This window comes from Nitrospirillum iridis, assembly GCF_014205765.1.
GTDB lineage: Bacteria > Pseudomonadota > Alphaproteobacteria > Azospirillales > Azospirillaceae > Nitrospirillum > Nitrospirillum iridis.
In genome coordinates, this window is record NZ_JACIIZ010000014.1 from 54,786 (window position 1) to 75,724 (window position 20,939).

General features: G+C 65.3%; 14 protein-coding genes and 1 tRNA gene. 3 read left to right on the plus strand and 12 right to left on the minus strand.

The genetic code is table 11. The annotated features are described in order from the left end of the window. Positions 1-35 precede the first annotated feature (35 nt). On the minus strand, positions 36-1,712 hold the full coding sequence (gene ettA, locus FHS74_RS22085; RefSeq protein WP_184805340.1) for an energy-dependent translational throttle protein EttA: 1,677 nt from the start codon (positions 1,710-1,712) through the stop codon (positions 36-38). Between the two features lie 123 nt (positions 1,713-1,835). On the opposite strand from ettA, the gene FHS74_RS22090 reads away from it, so the two are divergent. Further along, on the plus strand, positions 1,836-2,291 hold the full coding sequence (locus tag FHS74_RS22090) for a YaiI/YqxD family protein (protein ID WP_184805343.1): 456 nt from the start codon (positions 1,836-1,838) through the stop codon (positions 2,289-2,291). Positions 2,292-2,299: 8 nt separating this feature from the next. Here FHS74_RS22090 and FHS74_RS22095 read toward each other — a convergent pair whose 3' ends face one another. Beyond that, on the minus strand, positions 2,300-5,122 hold the full coding sequence (locus FHS74_RS22095) for a matrixin family metalloprotease (protein ID WP_184805346.1): 2,823 nt from the start codon (positions 5,120-5,122) through the stop codon (positions 2,300-2,302). 307 nt (positions 5,123-5,429) lie between these two features. On the opposite strand from FHS74_RS22095, the gene FHS74_RS22100 reads away from it, so the two are divergent. Next, on the plus strand, positions 5,430-6,158 hold the full coding sequence (locus FHS74_RS22100) for a tetratricopeptide repeat protein (RefSeq protein ID WP_184805348.1): 729 nt from the start codon (positions 5,430-5,432) through the stop codon (positions 6,156-6,158). 93 nt (positions 6,159-6,251) lie between these two features. After that, positions 6,252-7,106, plus strand: a complete 855-nt coding sequence (locus tag FHS74_RS22105) for a tetratricopeptide repeat protein (RefSeq protein ID WP_211106483.1) — start codon at positions 6,252-6,254, stop codon at positions 7,104-7,106. Positions 7,107-7,221: 115 nt separating this feature from the next. On the opposite strand, the gene rpoC is transcribed toward FHS74_RS22105, so the two are convergent. From rpoC to FHS74_RS22155, 10 genes are all read right to left on the minus strand, one after another. Further along, the gene (gene rpoC, locus FHS74_RS22110; RefSeq protein WP_184805354.1) at positions 7,222-11,421 is read right to left on the minus strand and encodes a DNA-directed RNA polymerase subunit beta'; all 4,200 of its coding nucleotides are present in this window, start codon (positions 11,419-11,421) and stop codon (positions 7,222-7,224) included. 107 nt (positions 11,422-11,528) lie between these two features. Then, positions 11,529-15,716 (minus strand): DNA-directed RNA polymerase subunit beta, encoded by a 4,188-nt coding sequence (gene rpoB / locus FHS74_RS22115; RefSeq protein ID WP_184805357.1) that lies wholly within the window; start codon positions 15,714-15,716, stop codon positions 11,529-11,531. Between the two features lie 313 nt (positions 15,717-16,029). Next, positions 16,030-16,410 carry a 50S ribosomal protein L7/L12 gene (rplL, locus tag FHS74_RS22120; RefSeq protein WP_184805359.1) on the minus strand — a complete coding sequence of 127 codons (381 nt, stop codon included), beginning with the start codon at positions 16,408-16,410 and terminating at the stop codon, positions 16,030-16,032. Positions 16,411-16,462: 52 nt separating this feature from the next. Beyond that, the gene (gene rplJ / locus FHS74_RS22125; RefSeq protein ID WP_343067000.1) at positions 16,463-16,981 is read right to left on the minus strand and encodes a 50S ribosomal protein L10; all 519 of its coding nucleotides are present in this window, start codon (positions 16,979-16,981) and stop codon (positions 16,463-16,465) included. A 354-nt stretch (positions 16,982-17,335) separates the two neighbouring features. Beyond that, positions 17,336-18,037, minus strand: a complete 702-nt coding sequence (rplA, locus tag FHS74_RS22130) for a 50S ribosomal protein L1 (protein ID WP_211106484.1) — start codon at positions 18,035-18,037, stop codon at positions 17,336-17,338. Between the two features lie 2 nt (positions 18,038-18,039). Next, the gene (gene rplK / locus FHS74_RS22135) at positions 18,040-18,474 is read right to left on the minus strand and encodes a 50S ribosomal protein L11 (RefSeq protein WP_040842373.1); all 435 of its coding nucleotides are present in this window, start codon (positions 18,472-18,474) and stop codon (positions 18,040-18,042) included. Between the two features lie 167 nt (positions 18,475-18,641). Next, complete coding sequence (nusG, locus tag FHS74_RS22140) at positions 18,642-19,172, minus strand: transcription termination/antitermination protein NusG (RefSeq protein WP_184805364.1); 531 nt, start codon at positions 19,170-19,172, stop codon at positions 18,642-18,644. A gap of 5 nt (positions 19,173-19,177) precedes the next feature. Beyond that, complete coding sequence (gene secE / locus FHS74_RS22145) at positions 19,178-19,375, minus strand: preprotein translocase subunit SecE (RefSeq protein ID WP_184805367.1); 198 nt, start codon at positions 19,373-19,375, stop codon at positions 19,178-19,180. A 105-nt stretch (positions 19,376-19,480) separates the two neighbouring features. Further along, positions 19,481-19,556 (minus strand) — tRNA-Trp (locus FHS74_RS22150). A 213-nt stretch (positions 19,557-19,769) separates the two neighbouring features. Beyond that, the gene (locus FHS74_RS22155; protein ID WP_184805370.1) at positions 19,770-20,822 is read right to left on the minus strand and encodes a glycosyltransferase family 9 protein; all 1,053 of its coding nucleotides are present in this window, start codon (positions 20,820-20,822) and stop codon (positions 19,770-19,772) included. Between the last annotated feature and the right edge of the window lie 117 nt (positions 20,823-20,939).

Below are 20,939 nucleotides of genomic sequence, written 5' to 3' on the forward strand. Positions count from 1 at the left end.
CGCTCCCCGTTTCCCGTTCCTCTGACCCCAACCGCTCAGTTGCGCACCAGCGGGCGGTACTTGATGCGGTGCGGCTGGTCGGCCGCAGCACCCAGGCGGCGCTTGCGGTCGGCTTCATAGTCCTGGTAGTTGCCCTCGAACCAGACCACCTGGCTTTCGCCTTCGAAGGCCAGGATATGGGTGGCGATGCGGTCCAGGAACCAGCGATCATGGCTGATGACGACCGCGCAGCCGGCGAAGCCGGTCAACGCCTCTTCCAGGGCGCGCAGGGTTTCCACGTCCAAATCGTTGGTCGGTTCGTCCAGCAGCAGGACGTTGGCGCCGGACTTCAGCATCATGGCCAGGTGCACGCGGTTGCGCTCACCGCCCGACAACTGCCCCACCTTCTTCTGCTGGTCGGAGCCGCGGAAGTTGAAGGCGGAAACGTAGGCGCGGCTGGGCATGGACCTCTTGCCCAGCTCGATGATGTCAAGGCCGCCGGAGATTTCCTCCCACACCGTCTTGTTGGGATTGAGCGCGTCGCGGCTCTGGTCGACATAGCCCAGCTTCACCGTCTCGCCCACCTTGAAAGTGCCGGCGTCCGGCGTCTCCTGCTCGGTGATCATGCGGAACAGGGTGGTCTTGCCGGCGCCGTTGGGGCCGATGATGCCGACGATGCCGCCCGGCGGCAGGCGGAAGGACAGATCGTCGATCAGCAGGCGATCGCCAAAGGCCTTCTTCACGTGGTCGGCCTCGATGACCACGTTGCCCAGCCGCGGCGGCACGGGGATGACGATCTGCGTGTCGGTGATCGCCTCCTTCGTGCTCTGGGCCAGCAATTCCTCGTACGCCTGGATACGGGCCTTGGACTTGGCCTGGCGCGCGCGCGGGCTCTGCCGCACCCATTCCAGTTCCTGGGACAGCTGCTTCTGGCGGGCGTCCTCGGTCCGGCCTTCCTGGGCCAGGCGCTTTTCCTTCTGCTCCAGCCAGCTGGAGTAGTTGCCCTCGTAGGGGATGCCGGAGCCACGGTCCAGTTCCAGGATCCAGCCGGTGACGTTGTCCAGGAAGTAACGGTCATGGGTGACCATCACCACCGTGCCCTTGTAGTCGGCCAGGAAGCGCTGCAGCCAGGCGACGCTTTCGGCGTCCAGATGGTTGGTCGGTTCGTCCAGCAGCAGCATGTCGGGCTTGGCCAGCAGCAGCTTGCACAGCGCCACGCGGCGCTTCTCACCACCCGACAGCTTGGTCACGTCGGCGTCGCCCGGGGGGCAGCGCAGGGCGTCCATGGCGATGTCCACGGTGCGCTCGATGTCCCAGGCGTCGGCGGCGTCGATCTTCTCCTGCAGCTCTGCCTGCTCGGCGATCAGCGCGTCGAAGTCGGCGTCCGGGTCCGCCATGGCGTTGCTGACCTCGTTGAACCGGTCCAGCAAGCCCTTGGTGGAGGCCAGGGCGTCCATGACGTTCTCCTGGACGTTCTTGGCCGGGTCCAGCTGCGGCTCCTGGGGCAGGTAGCCCACGGACACGCCGTCGGCGGCCCACGCCTCGCCACTGTAATCCTTGTCCATGCCGGCCATGATCTTCAGCAGGGTGGACTTACCCGAGCCGTTCACGCCCAGCACGCCGATCTTGGCGCCCGGGTAGAAACTCAGCCAAATATTCTCGAACACCTTACGGCCGCCGGGGTAGACCTTGGTCACACCCTTCATCACGTATACGTATTGGTACGACGCCATGGGCTGTCTCTTCACAAAGGGTGGCAACAAAGGCAGGGTCATCACCCAGCCGGCGACGCCTTTTACCCCACCATCCCACCCCCGCGCAACGCGGGTGGCACTCACGCGAAAGCCTTAAGTCCCATGCTCGATCTCTATATCGACGCCGACGCCTGCCCGGTGAAGGAAGAAGTGTTCAAGGTGGCGGAACGCTATCAGCTGAAGACCTATCTGGTGGCCAACGGGCCCTTGCGGGTGCCGCCGGGCGGGCTGGTCCAGCTGGTGGTGGTCAGCGACGGGTTTGACGCCGCCGATGACTGGATCGCCACCCATACCGGGGTGGGCGACATCGTCATCACCGCCGACATCCCCCTGGCCGACCGCTGCCTGAAGGCCGGCAGCCGGGTCATCGGCCACCAGGGCCGCCCCTTCACGCCGCAATCCATCGGCACCGCCATCGCCACGCGGGCCCTGATGAGCGACCTGCGCGCCATGGGCGTGGTCCAGGGCGGCAACGCCCCCATGGCCAAGCGCGACAAGTCGCAGTTCCTGCAGGCCCTGGACACCGCCATCCAGGCCATCAAGAAGACGGGGAAATAGCGAACCGCTCAGCCGTGATAGCTGAGATAGAGATAGCTGGCGTCGCCTACCTGCCCCACGCTTTGGGTCACGTGGTTCTTGATGTCGTCCAGGCTGAGGCCGGAGAAGGTGACCGACGCGTTGACGGCCGTGCCGGCACCGGCCAGGGCCGCGTGCAGCGTCGCCCCCTGGAAGCCGGTGGCCCCTTCGCTGGCGGCCCAGTTCGCCACCGAAGCGTCGGTATAGCCCCAGATGGTGACGGCATCACCGGCGCGGAAATTGACCACCGTGCCCCAGGTGGTCTGCCCGCCCCGGCCGTCAATGAAGAAGGTGTCAGCGCCGCCGTCCTGCGCCGTGGAGCCCACCAGGAAATTGGAGCCCCGGCCGCCGTCCAGCACGTTGCTGCCTGCTGACACGGCCAGCGCGTCATCACCGTCGCCGCCCTTGAGGAAAGCGCTGGGACCGTTGGCGGCCAACGCGACACCGTCGCTGCCGGACCAGATCTTCTGGCTCTTCAAATAGGTCACCGGCCCGGTGTAGGCCATGAGGCCGCTGGACGCCTGGGCCTGGCCTGTCACGGTATCGGTCCAGACAAAGGCGGGCCGGTTCACCGTGACGCTGTCCGCATTCATCGCGTTGGCGGAAAGCGCCGCGCCAGCGGCATCGACGATCCCCGTCCTGGTATCGTTGAGGCCCAACCGCAACGTCCCCATGCCAGTCAGACCGCCGACCGTGACCGTGTAGGTGGCGCCCTGCCCCTGCACGGCCGTGACGACGCCGCCAGCGGTACCGGTGGTCAGGGTGTGAAAGTCGTCGGCGCTGACGCCGGTGACGTTCTCATTGAACGTGACGGTGTAACGGACAGCGGCGGCGCTGCCATCCACCACGCCGCCGTCGACCCGCCCGCTCATGATATAGGGGCCGTTGGCGACGGTGGTGACCTGGGCCTGGGGAGAGATGCTGGTGGTGCCGTCGAAAGCGCTGACGCTTAGGATGTCGCTTGCAGGGCTCGCGCCCGCGACGAATTGCAGGCGTTGGAATTGATCCCAGGTGTAAAGGGTGCCGTACGTCTGGGTCACCCCATCCAACCGCAAACTGCCCGAGCCGATATCGTAAACCCTCAGCGAAGAAAGGGTGCCGCCGCCAAGCAGCTTGATTGAAAACAGCGACGCGACGGAAACGCTCCCTGAAACGGGCAGTGAGACGGCCCCGCCGGTGGCGATGTCCGCGAGTTGCACCAAACGATCGTTGAACGCCGCATACTGGACATCGCCCACGGTATCCGTGCCGTCGTTGGGTGTCGTGATGGTGATAGCGCCATTGCCGGCCTTGCCATACACCGCCTGATCACTGTTCGTGTCATAAACGGCCGTGGTGACGTGATTCAAGACGCCATGAATGGTGTCGTTACCAGCGCCACCGATGAGCAAGGCGTTGCCATTGCTCTGAAGAGTGTCGTTGCCATCCCCACCATCCGCGCGGCTGCCATCCGCCAGAGCAGTGATGATATCGTCACCGGCACCGCCAAAGACGGTCACTGGCGCAAAAGCGCCGGAAGATATTTCGGCAATGTTGTCGTTGCCATCGCCACCATCGATATAAGCGCCGCCGAACGCGTTGATCGTGTCATTGCCGGCGCCACCGGTGAGGGTGTCGGCGCCACCGTTGCCATAGATGAAATCATTGCCCGCGCCCCCGTTGATGTTGTCGGCGGAGGAGCTGCCATAGATTGTATCGTCGAACAGCGTTCCGGTGATCTGCTTGCCGCCACCAGCCAAGGCTGTCGACGTCACCACCAGGCTCACCGTGCCGTCGGTGAACTGTAGGCTTTCGATGGAATGCAGCGTGTCGGTGCCACCTTGCGCGGCGGTCACGGTCACCGTGGTGCCGCTTCTTGTGATGGTCGCCTGACTGCTGGCGACCCCATAGACCACCGTGTCCATACTCCCGTATCCGTAGACGGAATCGTTTCCCCCCAAGGGCTTGAACACGTCCTGCAGATTGGTCCCGATCAACACGTCGTCGCCGCTGGTCCCGGTCTGGGTCAGGACCAGCTTGCTGGAATCCCAGCTATAGGTGATGCCGGACTGCGCCAGGGATTGGGAATCGCCATAGAAGTACTGGACGGCGGCGATATCCACCGGCCCCAGGCCGGTGACCCCGGAAGAGAAGTAGTAGGACATCACCGTGTTGGTGGTGTTGTCCATGCTGGACGACAGGTAAGGCGGGCTGGCCCCGCCGCCCGACGCGTTGTAATTGCCCGAATGCTTGAAGCCCAGGGCGTGGCCGATCTCATGCACGGCGGTCAGGACGCCGTCGCCAAGCCGTAGGTCTTGAGAGGCCTTGCCCCCGGTGTTGAAGGCGATTTCCGCGACCACCGGGGCCACGCTGGATGAAAAGGTCTTGGCGGTATAGGCGGCGGCGGCGCTCTCGGACGTGCCGGTGAAGTTGTAGGTGTCGAACTGGACTTCGCCCTGGCCGTCGGGCGCTTCCAGGAAAACCACCCCGGAAACCTTCTGCCAGGTGTCCAGGGCCTGCCGGATGGCCGCCTTTTCGTCGCTGGTCAGCGCCCGGAAACCGGGATAATCCGACGTGCTGGCACCGGCCGGCAGAGTGTCCGCGAAACTGTAGGTGATGAACGCGGGATGGCCCAAAGGGGCCACGGCGTTGGCGCGATTGCCGTAGACCCCGTTCACGCCATAGCCGATGAGCGCCAGCTTGGGATCGTCGTCAGCATAGAGCGAGGCGGCAGCCTCGGTCCCGCTGGTGCCGCCGCTCGTCGCCGCCTGCGGGATCACCGTGTCGTCGTCCTCAAAGGCTTCGGAATACCGATTGGACAGCTCCTCGCTCATCACAGCCCCCCCTTTGACGAGGAAGGGGTCAGCCCTCCGCACTTCGACGCGATCGACATTGGAATTCCCCCAGGCCAGGCGCTCTTTGCAAACAGCATAACGTTTGTGGGTGCATTTTTGCCAAGACAATCCCCAGTTCGGCCGTCACCGTCCCGCGATGCCGGGCGATATGGTCACAGGCTGATCACAGGCCGCCCGCGCCCCCGCCCCTTTCCCGCCCCAATGGGACCGCACGCTGCGGGTGGATAAAAGGGGGACGGTCCAGCCCATGGCCGGGCCTGCCGGCCACAGCGGGAAGGGGTAAGGCATGCACTCTGGTTCCTGGCGCAGAGCCGCCGTGCTGGCGATGGTGTTGGGTTCCCTGCTCCATCCCGCCCTGTGGGCTACCGCCCGCGCCAACACGCAGACCGGCATCAGCGCGTTCGAGCGCAAGGACTATGCCGCCGCCCTGGCCGAACTGGCGCCAGCGGCGGACAAAGGCGACGCGGAGGCGCAGACCTATCTGGGCTGGATGTATGAGAAGGGCCTGGGTGTGCCCCTCGACTACGCCCGCGCCCGAACCTGGTACGCCCAGGCGGCCGGCAAGGGCCATGCCCACGCCCTGAACAATTTGGGCTCCCTCTACTACCTGGGCAACGGCGTGCCCAAGGATGCGCCCAAGGGCATCGGCCTGTTCCGCAAGGCAGCCAAGAGGGGCGACGCGCAGGCTCAGATGAATTTGGCCATGATCTACTACATCGGCCAGGACGCCCCCAAGGATGACGCCGAAGCCGCGCACTGGGCCCGCCAAGCCGGACGCCACGGCGACCCCCACGCCCAGAATCTGCTGGCCCGCCTGTACGACACCGGCGCCGGCGTGCCGCGCAACCCCGTGCTGGCCTACACCCTGGCCGTGCTGTCCGGCGACAACCCCGACGCCCAGGCCCTGCGCGTCCGCCTCGACGGTGAGTTGACCAGCGCCCAGAAGACGGAGGCGCGAACCCTGGCCCAGACTTGGAGACCGGGCCAGCCCCTGCCGACGGCGACGCGGACGTGACGGGCCGCCATTATCCCGCCTTAGTTGTTTAACATCGTCCCCTGACACGCCTGGCAACAGACCAAAGGATAGGGACATAAGATGGGAAACGGCTTGGCGGGATGGTCTCGCACGTCGCGCGCTTTGATCATGGCGGTGTGGGCCGCCGCCGGGCTGACCGCGTCGGCGGGAACAGCCGGCGCCACGACGACCGGGACGGGCACACCGCCCTCCTCCAGCACACTCGTCGCCCAGTCCACCGCCCAATCCCCCTTGGACCAGGGCATCGCGGCCTTTGAGGCGGGACGTGAAGCCGATGCCGTGGCGCTGTTGACGCCGCTGGCGGAGCGGGGTGACGCCGAGGCGCAGACCTATCTGGGCTGGATCTACGAAGAGCCGTCGGTGACCATCGCGGGACAGGGCTCTCGGCCCAGGTTCATCCACGACAACACCAAGGCCCGTGCGTGGTACGAGAAGGCGGCCGCCCAGGGCCAAGCGCATGCCCTGAACAATTTGGGATCACTTTATTTCCTGGGACGGGGCGTCCCCCAGGACCCAGCCAAGGGCCTCGCCCTGTTCAAGCGGGCCGCCGCCAAGGGCGACCTTCAGGCGCAAAAGAACCTGGCCGCCATCTATTCTTACGGCTTCGGCGTATTGAAGGAGCCTCAAGAGGGATTCAAGTGGGCCGTCAGGGCCGCCGAACAGGGGGATGAAGACGCCATGTACAATCTGAGCGTGCTCTATGACGCGGGCGAGGGGGCGCCCCATGATCCTCTGGCCGCCTACATCCTATTGGGGCTGAGCCATGTGAAGACATCGGACGCCGCCATTTTGAAGGCCCGACTGGAGCGGCAACTGTCAGCGGAACAGCGTGACTCGGCCTGGGCCAAGGTGGCTGACTGGCATGCTGGCACGCCCCTGCCCCTCCCCCTTCACGCCCAAGGATTGTTGCACCCGGCAGGGGATTGAGATCGCGCATTGCGCTTCCGCCGATCGGCGGCGAACGCCCCGATGCGCATCATAGGAAAAGGGCCGCACCCCGGCAGGGATGCGGCCCTTCGCTTTACTCAAGCACTCGGTCGCCTCAGGCGGCCGGCTGCTCCGTCGAGGCGTCCGCCGGCAGGGCCGGGGCTTCGCCGGCCTGCAGCGCGGCCATGACCTTGTCACGCTCGGCGGCGATCAGCTTCAGGCGGTTCACGACACTGCCGGTACCCGCCGGGATCAGGCGGCCGACGATGACGTTTTCCTTCAGGCCTTCCAGGTTGTCCGACTTGCCCTGGACGGCTGCTTCCGTCAGGACGCGGGTCGTTTCCTGGAACGAGGCGGCCGAGATGAAGGACCGCGTCTGCAGGCTGGCCTTGGTGATGCCCTGCAGCACCGGACGGCCACGGGCGAACCGCAGACCACCTTCGCCTTCGTCCATCCGGGCCTGAACCTTGCGGTTTTCGGCCTCGAACTCCTCTCGGTCGACCTGCTCGGCGATCAGCAGAGTGGTGTCGCCCGGATCGTCGATCTCGACCTTCTGCAGCATCTGGCGAACGATCACCTCGATGTGCTTGTCGTTGATCTTCACGCCCTGCAGACGATAGACGTCCTGGATCTCGTTGGTGAGGTAGGAGGCCAGAGCCTCCACGCCCATGACGGCCAGGATGTCGTGCGGGACGGGGTTGCCGTCCATCAGCAGGTCGCCCTTCTGGACATAGTCACCCTCCTGCACGGAGATGTGCTTGCCCTTCGGGATCAGGTACTCGCGCTGATTCTCGGCCTCGTCGTTGGGGACGACGACGATACGACGCTTCGTCTTGTAGTCCTTGCCGAACTCGACCCGGCCATCGATGTCCGAGATGATGGCGAAGTCCTTGGGACGACGGGCTTCGAACAACTCGGCCACGCGCGGCAGACCGCCGGTGATGTCGCGCGTCTTGGAGCTTTCGCGCGGGATACGGGCCAGCACGTCGCCGGCCTTGACCCGCCCACCATTTTCCACCGACAGGATGGCGTCCACGCTGAGGTAGTAGCGGGCCTCCACGCCGTTCGGCAGCTTGATGATGTCGCCGTTGGCGTCGCGCAGCGTGATGCGCGGACGGAGATCCGCGCCGCGCGGCTGCTGACGCCAGTCCACCACCACCTTGGAAGAGATGCCGGTGGCCTCGTCGACCACCTCACGAATGGACACGCCCTCGACCAGGTCGACGTAGTTGGCGATACCCTCGCGCTCGGTGATGATCGGCAGGGTGTAGGGGTCCCAATCCGCCAGACGATCGCCCTTCTTCACCAGCACGCCATCCTCGACCAGCGCCTTGTTCAGCTTGGCGCCGTAGGGGATGCGGTGGCGGGCGCGCTCACGGCCCTGCGGGTCGAACAGCGCCAGTTCGCAGTTGCGGCCCATGATGACGGGCACGCCCTCGCCGTTCAGCACCATGTTGCGGTTCTTCACCACGACCTTGGCGTCGATGCTGCTGTCCACGGACGACTGCTCGGCACCGCGCTGGGCGGCACCGCCGATGTGGAAGGTACGCATCGTCAGCTGCGTGCCGGGCTCACCGATCGACTGGGCGGCGATGACGCCGACGGCCTCACCGATATTCACGGTGGTGCCACGGGCCAGGTCGCGGCCGTAGCAGCAACCGCACACACCCTCGCGGGTCTCGCAGGTCAGCACCGAACGGATGGAGACCGTGTCGATGCCGGCGCGCTCGATCACCTCGACCGCCTGCTCGTCAATCAGGCCAGCGGCCGGGACGAGGACCTTGCCGCTCAGCGGGTCGACCACGTCAACGGCGGCGCAACGGCCCAGGATGCGCTCGGACAGGGGCGAGATCACCTCGCCGCCGTCGATGACGGCGCGCATGGTCAGGCCCTTGGTGGTGCCGCAATCGTTCTCGACGACGATGGCGTCCTGGGCGACGTCGACCAGACGGCGCGTCAGGTAACCGGAGTTCGCCGTCTTCAAGGCGGTGTCGGCCAGACCCTTACGGGCACCGTGGGTGGAGTTGAAGTACTCCAACACGGTCAGGCCTTCCTTGAAGTTCGAGATGATGGGCGTCTCGATGATCTCGCCCGAGGGCTTGGCCATCAGGCCGCGCATGCCGGCCAGCTGCTTGATCTGGGCGGCGGAGCCACGGGCACCGGAGTGCGCCATCATGTACACCGAGTTGACGCCGAAGCCGGGCTTCGGCTGCTCGATGACCTTCATCATCGCGGTCGCGACCTTTTCGGTCGTTTCCGACCAGACGTCGACCACCTTGTTGTACTTTTCGCCCTGGGTGATCAGGCCGTCCAGGTACTGCTGCTCGTATTCCTTGACGCGCTCCTGCGCCTCGCGGATCAGCACTTCCTTCTCGGCCGGGATGACCATGTCGTCCTTGCCGAAGGAGATGCCGGCGCGGCAGGCGTGGCTGAAGCCCAGCTTCATCAGGCGGTCGGCGAAAATCACCGTCTCCTTCTGACCGCAATGGCGGTAGACGGCGTCGATGATGTTGCCCACGTCCTTCTTGGTCAGCAGCCGGTTGATCATCGAGAAACCGATCGCCGGATGGCGCGGCAGGATCTCGGACAGCAGCATGCGGCCGGGCGTACTCTCCACACGGGTGATGATGGGGTTACCATCCTGGTCGACCGTGTGGTAGCGGGCCTTCACCTTGGAGTGCAGGGTGACGACCTTGGCGGCCAGGGCCTGCTCGATCTCGCCGATGTCGGTGAAGGCCATGCCCTCGCCCACCGAGCCCGGCAGTTCCATCGTGATGTAGTACAGGCCCAGGACGATGTCCTGGCTGGGAACGATGATGGGCTTGCCGTTGGCGGGCGACAGGATGTTGTTGGTCGACATCATCAGCACGCGCGCTTCCAGCTGGGCCTCAAGGCTCAGCGGGACGTGCACGGCCATCTGGTCGCCGTCGAAGTCGGCGTTGAAGGCGGTGCAGACCAGCGGGTGCAGCTGGATGGCCTTGCCTTCGATCAGGGTCGGCTCGAAGGCCTGGATGCCCAGACGGTGCAGCGTCGGCGCGCGGTTCAGCATCACCGGATGCTCGCGGATGACCTCTTCCAGGATGTCCCAGACCTCGGGACGCTCCTTCTCCACCATGCGCTTGGCCGCCTTGATGGTGGAGGCCATGCCGTACAGTTCCAGCTTGGCGTAGATGAAGGGCTTGAACAGCTCAAGCGCCATCTTCTTCGGCAGGCCGCACTGGTGCAGCTTCAGCTCAGGGCCCACCACGATGACCGAACGGCCGGAGTAGTCGACGCGCTTGCCCAGCAGGTTCTGACGGAAGCGGCCCTGCTTGCCCTTCAGCATGTCGCTGATGGACTTCAGCGGACGCTTGTTGGCGCCGGTGATGACTCGGCCACGGCGGCCGTTGTCGAACAGGGCGTCAACCGCCTCCTGCAGCATGCGCTTTTCGTTGCGCACGATGATGTCGGGCGCGCGCAGCTCGATCAGCCGCTTCAGGCGGTTGTTGCGGTTGATGACGCGGCGGTACAGGTCGTTCAGGTCCGACGTGGCGAAACGGCCGCCGTCCAGCGGGACCAGCGGGCGCAGTTCCGGCGGAATGACCGGGACGACGTCCAGGATCATCCACTCCGGGCGGGAGCCGGACTCAAGGAAGGCCTCGATCAGCTTCAGGCGCTTGACCAGCTTCTTGCGCTTGGCCTCGCTGGCGGTTTCCTTCAGCTCCTCGCGGACGGTCTTCATCTCCTCTTCCATGTCGATGGCGGAGAGAAGGACCTTGATGGCCTCGGCGCCGATGGACGCGGTGAAGGCGTCCTCGCCGTATTCGTCCTGGGCCTGGATGTACTCTTCCTCCGACAGCAGCTGGTGCAGCTTCAGCGGGGTCAGGCCAGGCTCGGTGACGACGTAGTTTTCGAAGTACAGGACCCGTTCCAGATCCTTCAGCGTCATGTCCATGAGCAGGCCGATACGGCTCGGCAGGCTCTTCAGGAACCAGATGTGCGCGACGGGGGAGGCCAGCTCGATATGGCCCATGCGCTCACGCCGGACCTTGGCCAGCGTCACTTCGACGCCGCACTTCTCGCAGATGATGCCGCGGTACTTCATGCGCTTGTACTTGCCGCACAAGCACTCGTAGTCCTTGATCGGGCCGAAGATGCGGGCGCAGAACAGGCCGTCGCGCTCCGGCTTGAAGGTACGATAGTTGATGGTCTCGGGCTTCTTGATCTCACCGAACGACCAGGAACGGATGCGTTCCGGGCTCGCGATCGAGATGCGGATCTGATCGAAGCTCTGCGGCCCTTGCACCTGGCCGATAATGTTCATCAACTCATTCATAAGCCGTCTCCCCTGGGAAGGGCTGGGAATTCTGTGGGCTGCAAACCGGAATGGGCAGGCGCCCCCAGGGATATCCCCCAGGGGCGCCACCGACGATCAACCGGCGATCAGTAGGTCCGCTCGTTCAGCTCGACGTTCAGGCCCAGGGACCGCAGTTCCTTGACCAGCACGTTGAAGCTTTCGGGAATGCCGGCCTCGAAGTTGTCGTCGCCGCGGACGATGGCTTCGTAGACCTTGGTACGGCCGGACACGTCGTCCGACTTCACCGTCAGCATTTCCTGCAGCGTGTAGGCGGCGCCGTAAGCTTCCAGCGCCCAGACCTCCATTTCACCGAAGCGCTGGCCACCGAACTGGGCCTTGCCGCCCAGCGGCTGCTGGGTGACCAGGCTGTACGGGCCGATGGAGCGCGCGTGGATCTTGTCGTCCACCAGGTGGTGCAGCTTCAGCATGTAGATGTAGCCGACGGTGACCTTGCGGTCGAACGCCTCACCCGTGCGGCCATCGGTCAGGACCATCTGGCCGGAGCTGTCGATGCCGGCTTCCGTCAGCATGTGGACGATGTCGTCCTCCCGCGCGCCGTCGAAGACGGGGGTCGCGAACGGGATGCCGCGGCGCAGGTTGCCCGCCAGTTCCAGCACCTCACCATCGGTCAGGTCGCTCACCTCCTCGGTGTAGGCGGCCTCGCCGTAGATGTGCTTCATGCGATCCTTGATCTCGTCAAGGACGGGGGCCTTGGCCTCCGGCTCGGCATGGCGCATGCGGTCCAGCATGGCGCCGATCTGCTTGCCGAGGCCGGCGGACGCCCAGCCCAGGTGGGTCTCAAGGATCTGACCGACGTTCATGCGCGAGGGCACGCCCAGCGGGTTCAGAACGATGTCCACGGCCTGGCCGTCGGCCAGGTAGGGCATGTCCTCGATGGGCAGGATGCGGCTGATCACACCCTTGTTGCCGTGACGGCCGGCCATCTTGTCGCCGGGCTGCAGCTTGCGCTTCACCGCCACGAAGACCTTGACCATCTTCATGACGCCGGGCGGCAGCTCGTCGCCGCGCTGCAGCTTCTCGACCTTGTTCTCGAACCGCTCCTGCAGCTTCTGGATGCTCTCGTCGAACACCCGGCCGTAGGCCTCCACGTTCTCCATGATCTGGTCGTTGCCGACCGCGATCTGGCGCCACTGGCCGCGCGACAGGCCGGACAGCAGCTCCTCGGTGATCAGCTCGCCCGACTTGATGCCGCGCGGGGCGGACAGGACGGTCTGGCCGACCAGGGTTTCCCGCAGGCGGGTGTAGAAGCTGCGCTCCAGGATCCCCTTCTCGTCGTCGCGGTCCTTGGCCAACTTTTCGATCTCGGCCCGCTCGATCGCCAGCGCGCGCTCGTCCTTGTCGACGCCGCGGCGGGAGAAGACGCGGACCTCGACCACCGTGCCGGTGACGCCCGGCGGCAGGCGCATGGACGTGTCGCGCACGTCGGAGGCCTTTTCACCGAAGATGGCGCGCAGCAGCTTTTCTTCCGGCGTCATCGGGCTTTCGCCCTTCGGCGTCACCTTGCCGACCAGGATGTCGCCCGGCTTCACCTCGGCACCGATGTAGACGATGCCCGCCTCGTCGAGGTTCTTCAGAGCCTCTTCGCCGACGTTGGGGATGTCGCGGGTGATTTCTTCCTGGCCCAGCTTGGTATCGCGGGCCATGACCTCGAACTCCTCGATGTGGATCGAGGTGAAGACGTCATCGCGCACGATGCGCTCGGAGATCAGGATCGAGTCTTCGAAGTTGTAGCCGTTCCAGGGCATGAACGCGACCAGCACGTTCCGGCCCAGGGCCAACTCACCCAGGTCCGTGGAGGGACCGTCGGCGATGATGTCGCCCTTCTCCACCCGGTCGCCCACCTTCACCAGCGGACGCTGGTTGATGCAGGTGTTCTGGTTGGAGCGCTGGAACTTCAGCAGGTTGTAGATGTCGACGCCGGGGGCCGCCGCGTCGGTGTCGCCGGTGGCGCGCACGACGATGCGGGTGGCGTCGATCTGGTCGATCACGCCGGCGCGGCGGGCGGCGATGGCCACGCCCGAGTCACGGGCGACCGTCGCTTCCATGCCGGTGCCGACCAGGGGCGAGTCCGCCTTGATCAGCGGCACGGCCTGACGCTGCATGTTGGAGCCCATCAACGCGCGGTTGGCGTCGTCGTTCTCCAGGAACGGGATCAGCGCCGCGGCGACGGACACCAGCTGCTTCGGCGACACGTCGATCAGGTCGATCATGTCCGAGCGCGTCATCATGTACTCGCCACCCTTACGGCAGCTGATGAGCTCGTCCATGAAGCGGTTGTCGGCGTCCAGCGTGGCGTTGGCCTGCGCCACCATGTAGCGGCCTTCCTCCATGGCGGAGAGATAGACCACCTCGTTGGTGACGCGCTTGTCCACCACCTTGCGGTAGGGGCTCTCGATGAAGCCGTACTGGTTCACGCGGGCGTAGGTCGCCAGCGAGTTGATCAGACCGATATTCGGACCTTCGGGGGTCTCAATCGGGCAGATGCGGCCGTAGTGGGTGGGATGCACGTCGCGGACTTCGAAGCCCGCGCGCTCACGGGTCAGACCGCCCGGCCCGAGGGCCGAGAGACGCCGCTTGTGGGTGATTTCCGACAGCGGGTTGGTCTGGTCCATGAACTGCGACAGCTGCGAGGAGCCGAAGAATTCACGCACCGCGGCCGCCGCCGGCTTGGCGTTGATCAGGTCATGCGGCATGACCGTGTCGATCTCGACCGAGCTCATGCGCTCGCGGATCGCGCGCTCCATGCGCAGCAGGCCGACGCGGTACTGGTTCTCCATCAACTCGCCCACGGAGCGGACGCGACGGTTGCCCAGGTGATCGATGTCGTCGATTTCGCCGCGACCGTCCTTCAGCTCGACCAGGAGCTTCAGGATGGCGAGGATGTCATCCTTGCGCAGGACGCGCATCTGGTCGTCGGTCTGGAAGCCCAGGCGGGCGTTCATCTTCACGCGACCGACGGCCGACAGGTCGTAGCGCTCGCTGTCGAAGAACAGGCCGCTGAACAGGGCCTCGGCGCTTTCCAGCGTCGGCGGCTCGCCGGGGCGCATGACGCGGTAGATGTCGATCAGCGCGTCTTCACGGCTGGCGTTACGGTCCGCCGACATGGTGTTGCGGATGTAGGCGCCGACGTTCAGATGGTCGATGGCCAGGACCGGCACCTCGTCCACGCCGAACTTCTCCAGCTTCTCCAGGGCGGCGGTGGTGATCTCGTCACCCGCCTCGAAGATCACTTCGCCGGTCAGCTCGTTGATGATGTCGATGGCGAGGTAGCGGCCGGCCAACTCCTCCGTCGGCACCTTGACCTCTTCCAGACCCTGTTCCTGCAGCTTCTTCAGCACGCGGGGGGTCATCTTGGTCTCGCGCTGCAACAGCACCTCGCCCGTACGGGCGTCGATGAGGTCGGAGACGAGCTTCACACCCTTCATGCGCTCGGCGACGAAGGGGGTCTTCCAGCCCTCGCCGGCGCGGGAATAGGTGATGGTGTCGTAGAAGGCGGCGAGCATCTCCTCCTTGGACATGCCCTGGGCCTCGTACGGGGCCAGGCCGCGACCTTCCTTGGCGCGCTCCGCTCGCAGCTTCTGCGTCTCAGCGCCGTCCAGCGCGAACAGCAGGGTGGTGGCGGGCAGCTTGCGGCGGCGGTCGATGCGGACGTAGACGAGATCCTTGGCGTCGAACTCGAAGTCCAGCCAGGAGCCGCGATAGGGGATGACGCGGGCGGCGAACAGGTACTTGCCCGACGAATGGGTCTTGCCCTTGTCGTGGTCGAAGAACACGCCCGGCGACCGGTGCATCTGGCTGACGATGACGCGCTCGGTGCCGTTGATGACGAAGGTGCCGTTGGCCGTCATCAGGGGCATGTCGCCCATGTAGACGTCCTGCTCCTTGATGTCGCGGATGGACTTCAGGCCCGTGTCTTCGTCCATGTCGAAGACCGTCAGGCGCAGGGTCACCTTCAAGGGCGCCGCGAAGGTCATGCCGCGCTGCTGGCATTCCTCGACGTCGTACTTGGGTTGTTCAAGCTCGTACTTAACGAAGTCGAGCACGGCACGGTCGGAAAAGTCCTTGATCGGGAAGACCGACTTGAACACTTCCTGAAGGCCCAGATTGGCGCGCTTCTCGGGCGCCGTGTCCATCTGAAGGAAGTGGTCGTAGGAACTCCGTTGAACCTCGATGAGGTTCGGCATGCGGGTCACTTCGGGGATGCGTCCGAAGCTCTTACGAATACGCTTACGTCCCGTGAACGACTTGGCCATGAAATGCGCCTCTCGTGAACTAGGCCCGGGTCAACTGCGCCGGCCGATGTAGGATGCGACGGCAAGCGACACAAACACAAATAGGCGCGTCCGGCACCACCCCTCACGGGCGGCGGCCGTCCGGCGCCACACTACTCAATCTGCCCTTCCCGACACCAATCCCCTGCATGGAACCTTCTTCGGGAAGAAACTGGAGGATCACCATACGCCATCCTCCAAAAAAAGGCGACAGCGCCGGGCGGCGGTCCCCCATATGGGGAATGCCACCGTCCAGCGCCATCTTTTTTCAGAAACGCCCACAGGGGATCGTTTCTTACTTCACCTCAACCTTCGCGCCGGCGTCTTCAAGCTGCTTCTTAATCTTAGCAGCTTCGTCCTTCGTGGCGGCTTCCTTGACGGTCTTCGGCGCACCCTCGACCAGGTCCTTGGCTTCCTTCAGGCCCAGGCTGGTGATGGCGCGGATTTCCTTAATCACGTTGATCTTCTTGTCGCCGGCGTCGACGAGGATCACGGTGAATTCGGTCTGCTCTTCAGCGGGGGCGGCGGCTTCGGCGGCCGGGCCGGCAACGGCGGCAACGGCGACCGGAGCAGCGGCGGAAACGCCCCACTTCTCTTCCAGCAGCTTCGACAGTTCGGCGGCTTCGATGACGGTCAGAGCGGACAGCTCTTCAACCAGCTTTTCCAGCTTGGACATGGATGGTCTCCTAAATCAGGTCTTGTCTTGATAAAACGAAAGTACGCGAGGCTCAGGCCGCCTCGCCCTTCTTGGCGTAAGCCGACAGCACGCGCGCAACCTGGCCACCGGGCGCCTGCAGCACACCGGCGATGCGGGTGGCGGGCGTCTGGATCATGCCAAGCAGGCGACCACGCAGTTCGTCGATCGACGGGAGCTTCGAGAGAGCCTCGATGCCCTTGTCGTCCAGGACGACACTGCCCATACCGCCACCAATGATCTTGAACTTGTCATTGGTCTTGGCATACGCAATGGCCACCTTCGCAGCCGCCACCGGATCGCTTGAGTAAGCGATGGCGGTGACGCCGACGAAGAGGTCGTCCAGCTTTTCGAACTGGGTGCCCTTCAGGGCGATGCGGGCGAGCCGGTTCTTGGTCACTTTGAAGCTTGCGCCAGCGGCCCGCATCTTGCGGCGCAGGTCCGTCACTTCCGCGACCGTCATGCCCGACTGGCGGGTCACAACGACGAGGGAAGTGGCGGAGAGCGCCTGATGCAGGGCCGCGATCGTCGCTTGCTTTTCTGTGCGATCCACGGTTCGCCTCCTACACAACTGGGACGGATCGGCGCGAGCGCCCACCCTCCCGGTCCAAAAGTGGCCTCGCCGCCGCCCGCGAACGGGCATTGATCGAGACCGGTGAACCTGCCCCAGAAGCGACAAGCCTGACCAAGCGCGGGCGGAAACCGTCCAGCCTGGATGTTATGCTTGCTACTCCCGTCTATGCCGGCGTTGCATTAAGCCTCCCCGGTCGTCACCCATTCCTGGGATCGGTCCCGGCTTGGCGCCCGCAGTCTCGGACAGGGTTGGAAAGTCGGATCGCTCCGCCTCTCCGCCGCCGTCACCGCCCGGCCACAAGGACCGGGCGGATCGGACGGAAACTCAAAAGCCTCAGCCGGCCAGCGTCGCGACCAGCGCCGAAACGTCGAGCTTCAGGCCCGGGCCCATGGAGGAGCTCAGGCTGACCTTCTCGATGTAGGTGCCCTTGGCACCCGTCGGCTTGGCGCGGTTGATCGCGGAGACGAAGGCGCGGACGTTCTCGGCCAGGGCTTCCTGGCTGAAGCTGGCCTTGCCCACGCCGGCGTGCACGATGCCGGTCTTCTCGGCGCGGAACTCGACCGAGCCGCCCTTGGCGGCCTTCACGGCCTCGCCCACGTTCATCGTCACGGTGCCCAGCTTCGGGTTCGGCATCAGGCCGCGCGGGCCCAGCACCTTACCCAGACGGCCGACCAGGGCCATCATGTCCGGGGTGGCGATGCAGCGGTCGAAGTTCATCTCGCCCGCCTGGATCTTCTCGGCCAGGTCTTCCGCACCCACCAGCTCGGCACCGGCGGCCTCGGCCTCGGCGGCCTTGGGGCCACGGGCGAACACGGCGACGCGCACGGTCTTGCCGGTGCCGTTGGGCAGCTGGACCATGCCGCGGACCATCTGGTCGGCATGACGCGGGTCGATGCCCAGGTTCATGGCGATTTCGACGGTCTCGTCGAACTTGGCGGTGGCGTTGCCCTTCACCGTCTGGACAGCCTCGTCCAGGGCGTAGAACTTGTTCCGGTCGACGGTGGCGTTAGCCTTCTTGAGACGCTTGCCGGCCATGATCAATCCTCCACCACTTCCAGGCCCATGGAACGGGCCGAGCCGACCAGCATGCTGGCAGCCGCCTCGATGTCGTTCGCATTCAGGTCCGGCATCTTTGTCTTGGCGATTTCGCGGATCTGCGACATCTTCACCTTGCCCACCGCAGCGCCCTTGCCCACCTGGACGGCGCCCTTGGTGATGCCGGCGGCCTTCTTCAGGAAGTAGGTGTTCGGCGGGGTCTTGGTGACGAACGTGAAGGTGCGGTCACCATAGGCGGTGATCACGACCGGGATGGGCATGCCCTGCTCCAGGTCGGCCGTCTTCGCGTTGAAGGCCTTCACGAATTCCATGATGTTCAGGCCGCGCTGACCCAGCGCCGGCCCGATGGGCGGCGACGGGTTGGCCTTGCCGGCCGGCACCTGCAACTTGATATAACCGACGATCTTCTTCGCCATGATACGTCCTCAACAACAATCCGGACGGAACCCTTTTTCAGAGGGCGCCACCCGGATCTGCGGGATGCGCGGTACGGCTTGCCCCATGGACTTTGGGCCGGGCTTGCCTCCCGCGCGGGGAATGGGATGGCGCCCCCCTCAATAAGGAGAGGAAGGCGCCGTCCCGCTTAAATCTTTTCGACCTGCGCATACTCGAGTTCGACGGGGGTCGCCCGGCCGAAGATGGACACCGCCACCTTGACCCGCGCCTTGTCCTCGTCGACCTCTTCGATAAGGCCGGTGAACGAGGTGAAGGGGCCGTCCGTGACCCGGACCTGCTCGCCCACCTCGAAGTGGATGGAGGGCTTCGGCCGCTCAATCCCCTCCTGGACCTGGCTCATGATACGCAAGGCTTCCGCCTCGCTGATGGGCTGCGGCTTGCCGCCACCGCCCAGGAAACCCGTCACCTTCGGCGCGTTCTTCACCAGGTGCCAGCTCTCGTCCGTCAGCTCCATCTTCACCAGCACGTAGCCCGGGAAGAACTTGCGTTCGGAGTTGATCTTGGCGCCGCGGCGCACCTCGACGACCTCTTCGGTCGGGACGAGGATTTCCTCGAACTGATCTTCCAAGCCCTTCTGAGCGGCCTTCTCACGGATAGACTGAGAGACCTTCTTTTCGAAGCCGGAATAAACGTGGACGACGTACCAACGCGCGGCCATGACTTTTAGCCTCCGATACCGAAAACGAGGCGGACAGCGAACGCGATGATCTGATCGACCGCCAGGAAGAACAGGGACGCGACGATGACCATGAGGAACACCATCCAGGTGGAAATAACCGTCTCCTTGCGGGACGGCCATGTCACCTTGGTGATCTCACGCCTTACTTCGCGCACAAACTGGGCAGGACTGGTCTTCGCCATAAGGGCTACGCCACCACGTTCAGAGCTACTCGTCACACTGCTTCGGCATTCCTGCCGTCACCCGGCCCGCGAGGCCGTCCGTACGCGATATTCAGCGCGGCGACGTGGCAGGAGTGGAGGGGATCGAACCCCCAACCCCCGGTTTTGGAGACCGGTGCTCTACCAATTGAGCTACACTCCTACGTCGCCGTCGGCGGCTTGCCGCGTCACGGAGCGCCGGTTTATTCACTAATCCCGACCTCTTGTCCAGAAAAATAAATCAGGCGGGGGAAGGCGCTCCCGGCGCGGGAAGCGGCTGGTCGTGGCATGACGCCCGGCGCGCTCCCGGGCCGGCGGCGCCCAGCCGCAACGGAAGGCCCCGATTTCCCCGGGCCGTCCGCCGCCGGGCATACTATTAGCCCGGCAGGATGCCCTGAGTCACGAAATGTCCCAGCACCTCGTCCAGGTCGATGACGGACACCCCGACGTCGGGCCTCACCCCAGCCCGCGACACGATGGGGTGCAGGCATGACCAATAGGCATAGGGCTGGACTGTGCCGAACAGCGCGTGGGTGGGCACGCCCAGCGACGCGGCGACGTTCATGATTCCCGAATCGGTGCAGAACGCCATGTCGCACGCGGCGAGCAGCCCCATGACCTCCCGCAGCGGCTGACCGATCAGGGGCAGCGGCCGGGCGGTCCGGCACGCCCGGATCACCCCCTGCACCAAGGGCGCCTCGGCCTGGGTGGCGACGATGAACTGCGTGGTCCGTCCCGCCCCATGCAGCCGATCCAGCACCGCCGCCATGCGGTCGGCCGGCCAGACCCGGTTGGGATCGGCGGACCCCACCGCCACGGCCGTCCAGGGGCGCGGCAGGTGGGCGTAAGGCGCGGCGGCCAGGGCCGCGGCCTCGGGCGGCAGCACCAGCTCCGGCGCCCCCTCCAGGGCCAGGCCCAGGCGGTCGAGCAGGATGGCGGCGCACCCCAGCCGCTGGGCATGGAGATGGCGGATGCTGCGGCCATCAGGAATGAGGCCGTCATTCAGGAAAAGGGTTTGCAGGCGGGAGCCGTAGCCGGCCACGTCCTCGATGCCCGCCAGACGGGCCGCGGCGGCGTAGCGCCAGGAGGCGCCCAGGATGACGGCGCGCTTATACCGGCCCGACCGCATCAGGCGCGCCATGTCGAACAGCACCAGGGCCCGCCGGACGTTCTCACGGACGACGTTCCGGCGGGCCTTGCCGGAACCGCCGCCTCCGCCGTCGCCCCCCGTGCGGCCGCCGCCTTGGTCCCCCTTGGTCAGGGCGGCGCTGGCGTAGCCGTGGCGCAGAATGGCACCGGCATGGCGGAACACGTAGTCGGTGCCGGCGAACACCGCCTCGGTCGGAAAGTTTTCAAGGGTGATGAGATCGACGCCGCCGTTCTCATCACCCCGCGCCAGTCCTTTGAGCGCGGGGATCAGCTGGATCATGTCGCCCAAACCGGGCAACGGCTGGACAACCACGGTCCGGGCCGGGCCCCGCCGCCGGCCGTGAGTCGACAAACTCTTCCACTCTGTCATTCGTCATAATCCCAAAGACCTAAGTCG

Bases quoted from the DNA above. Each gene is read 5' to 3' on its own strand.
- ettA (WP_184805340.1), bottom strand. From the start codon at position 1,712: ATGGCGTCGTACCAATACGTATACGTGATGAAGGGTGTGACCAAGGTC.
- FHS74_RS22090 (WP_184805343.1), top strand. From the start codon at position 1,836: ATGCTCGATCTCTATATCGACGCCGACGCCTGCCCGGTGAAGGAAGAA.
- FHS74_RS22095 (WP_184805346.1), bottom strand. From the start codon at position 5,122: ATGAGCGAGGAGCTGTCCAATCGGTATTCCGAAGCCTTTGAGGACGAC.
- FHS74_RS22100 (WP_184805348.1), top strand. From the start codon at position 5,430: ATGCACTCTGGTTCCTGGCGCAGAGCCGCCGTGCTGGCGATGGTGTTG.
- rpoC (WP_184805354.1), bottom strand. From the start codon at position 11,421: ATGAATGAGTTGATGAACATTATCGGCCAGGTGCAAGGGCCGCAGAGC.
- rpoB (WP_184805357.1), bottom strand. From the start codon at position 15,716: ATGGCCAAGTCGTTCACGGGACGTAAGCGTATTCGTAAGAGCTTCGGA.
- rplL (WP_184805359.1), bottom strand. From the start codon at position 16,410: ATGTCCAAGCTGGAAAAGCTGGTTGAAGAGCTGTCCGCTCTGACCGTC.
- rplA (WP_211106484.1), bottom strand. From the start codon at position 18,037: ATGGCCGGCAAGCGTCTCAAGAAGGCTAACGCCACCGTCGACCGGAAC.
- rplK (WP_040842373.1), bottom strand. From the start codon at position 18,474: ATGGCGAAGAAGATCGTCGGTTATATCAAGTTGCAGGTGCCGGCCGGC.
- nusG (WP_184805364.1), bottom strand. From the start codon at position 19,172: ATGGCCGCGCGTTGGTACGTCGTCCACGTTTATTCCGGCTTCGAAAAG.
- secE (WP_184805367.1), bottom strand. From the start codon at position 19,375: ATGGCGAAGACCAGTCCTGCCCAGTTTGTGCGCGAAGTAAGGCGTGAG.
- FHS74_RS22155 (WP_184805370.1), bottom strand. From the start codon at position 20,822: ATGATCCAGCTGATCCCCGCGCTCAAAGGACTGGCGCGGGGTGATGAG.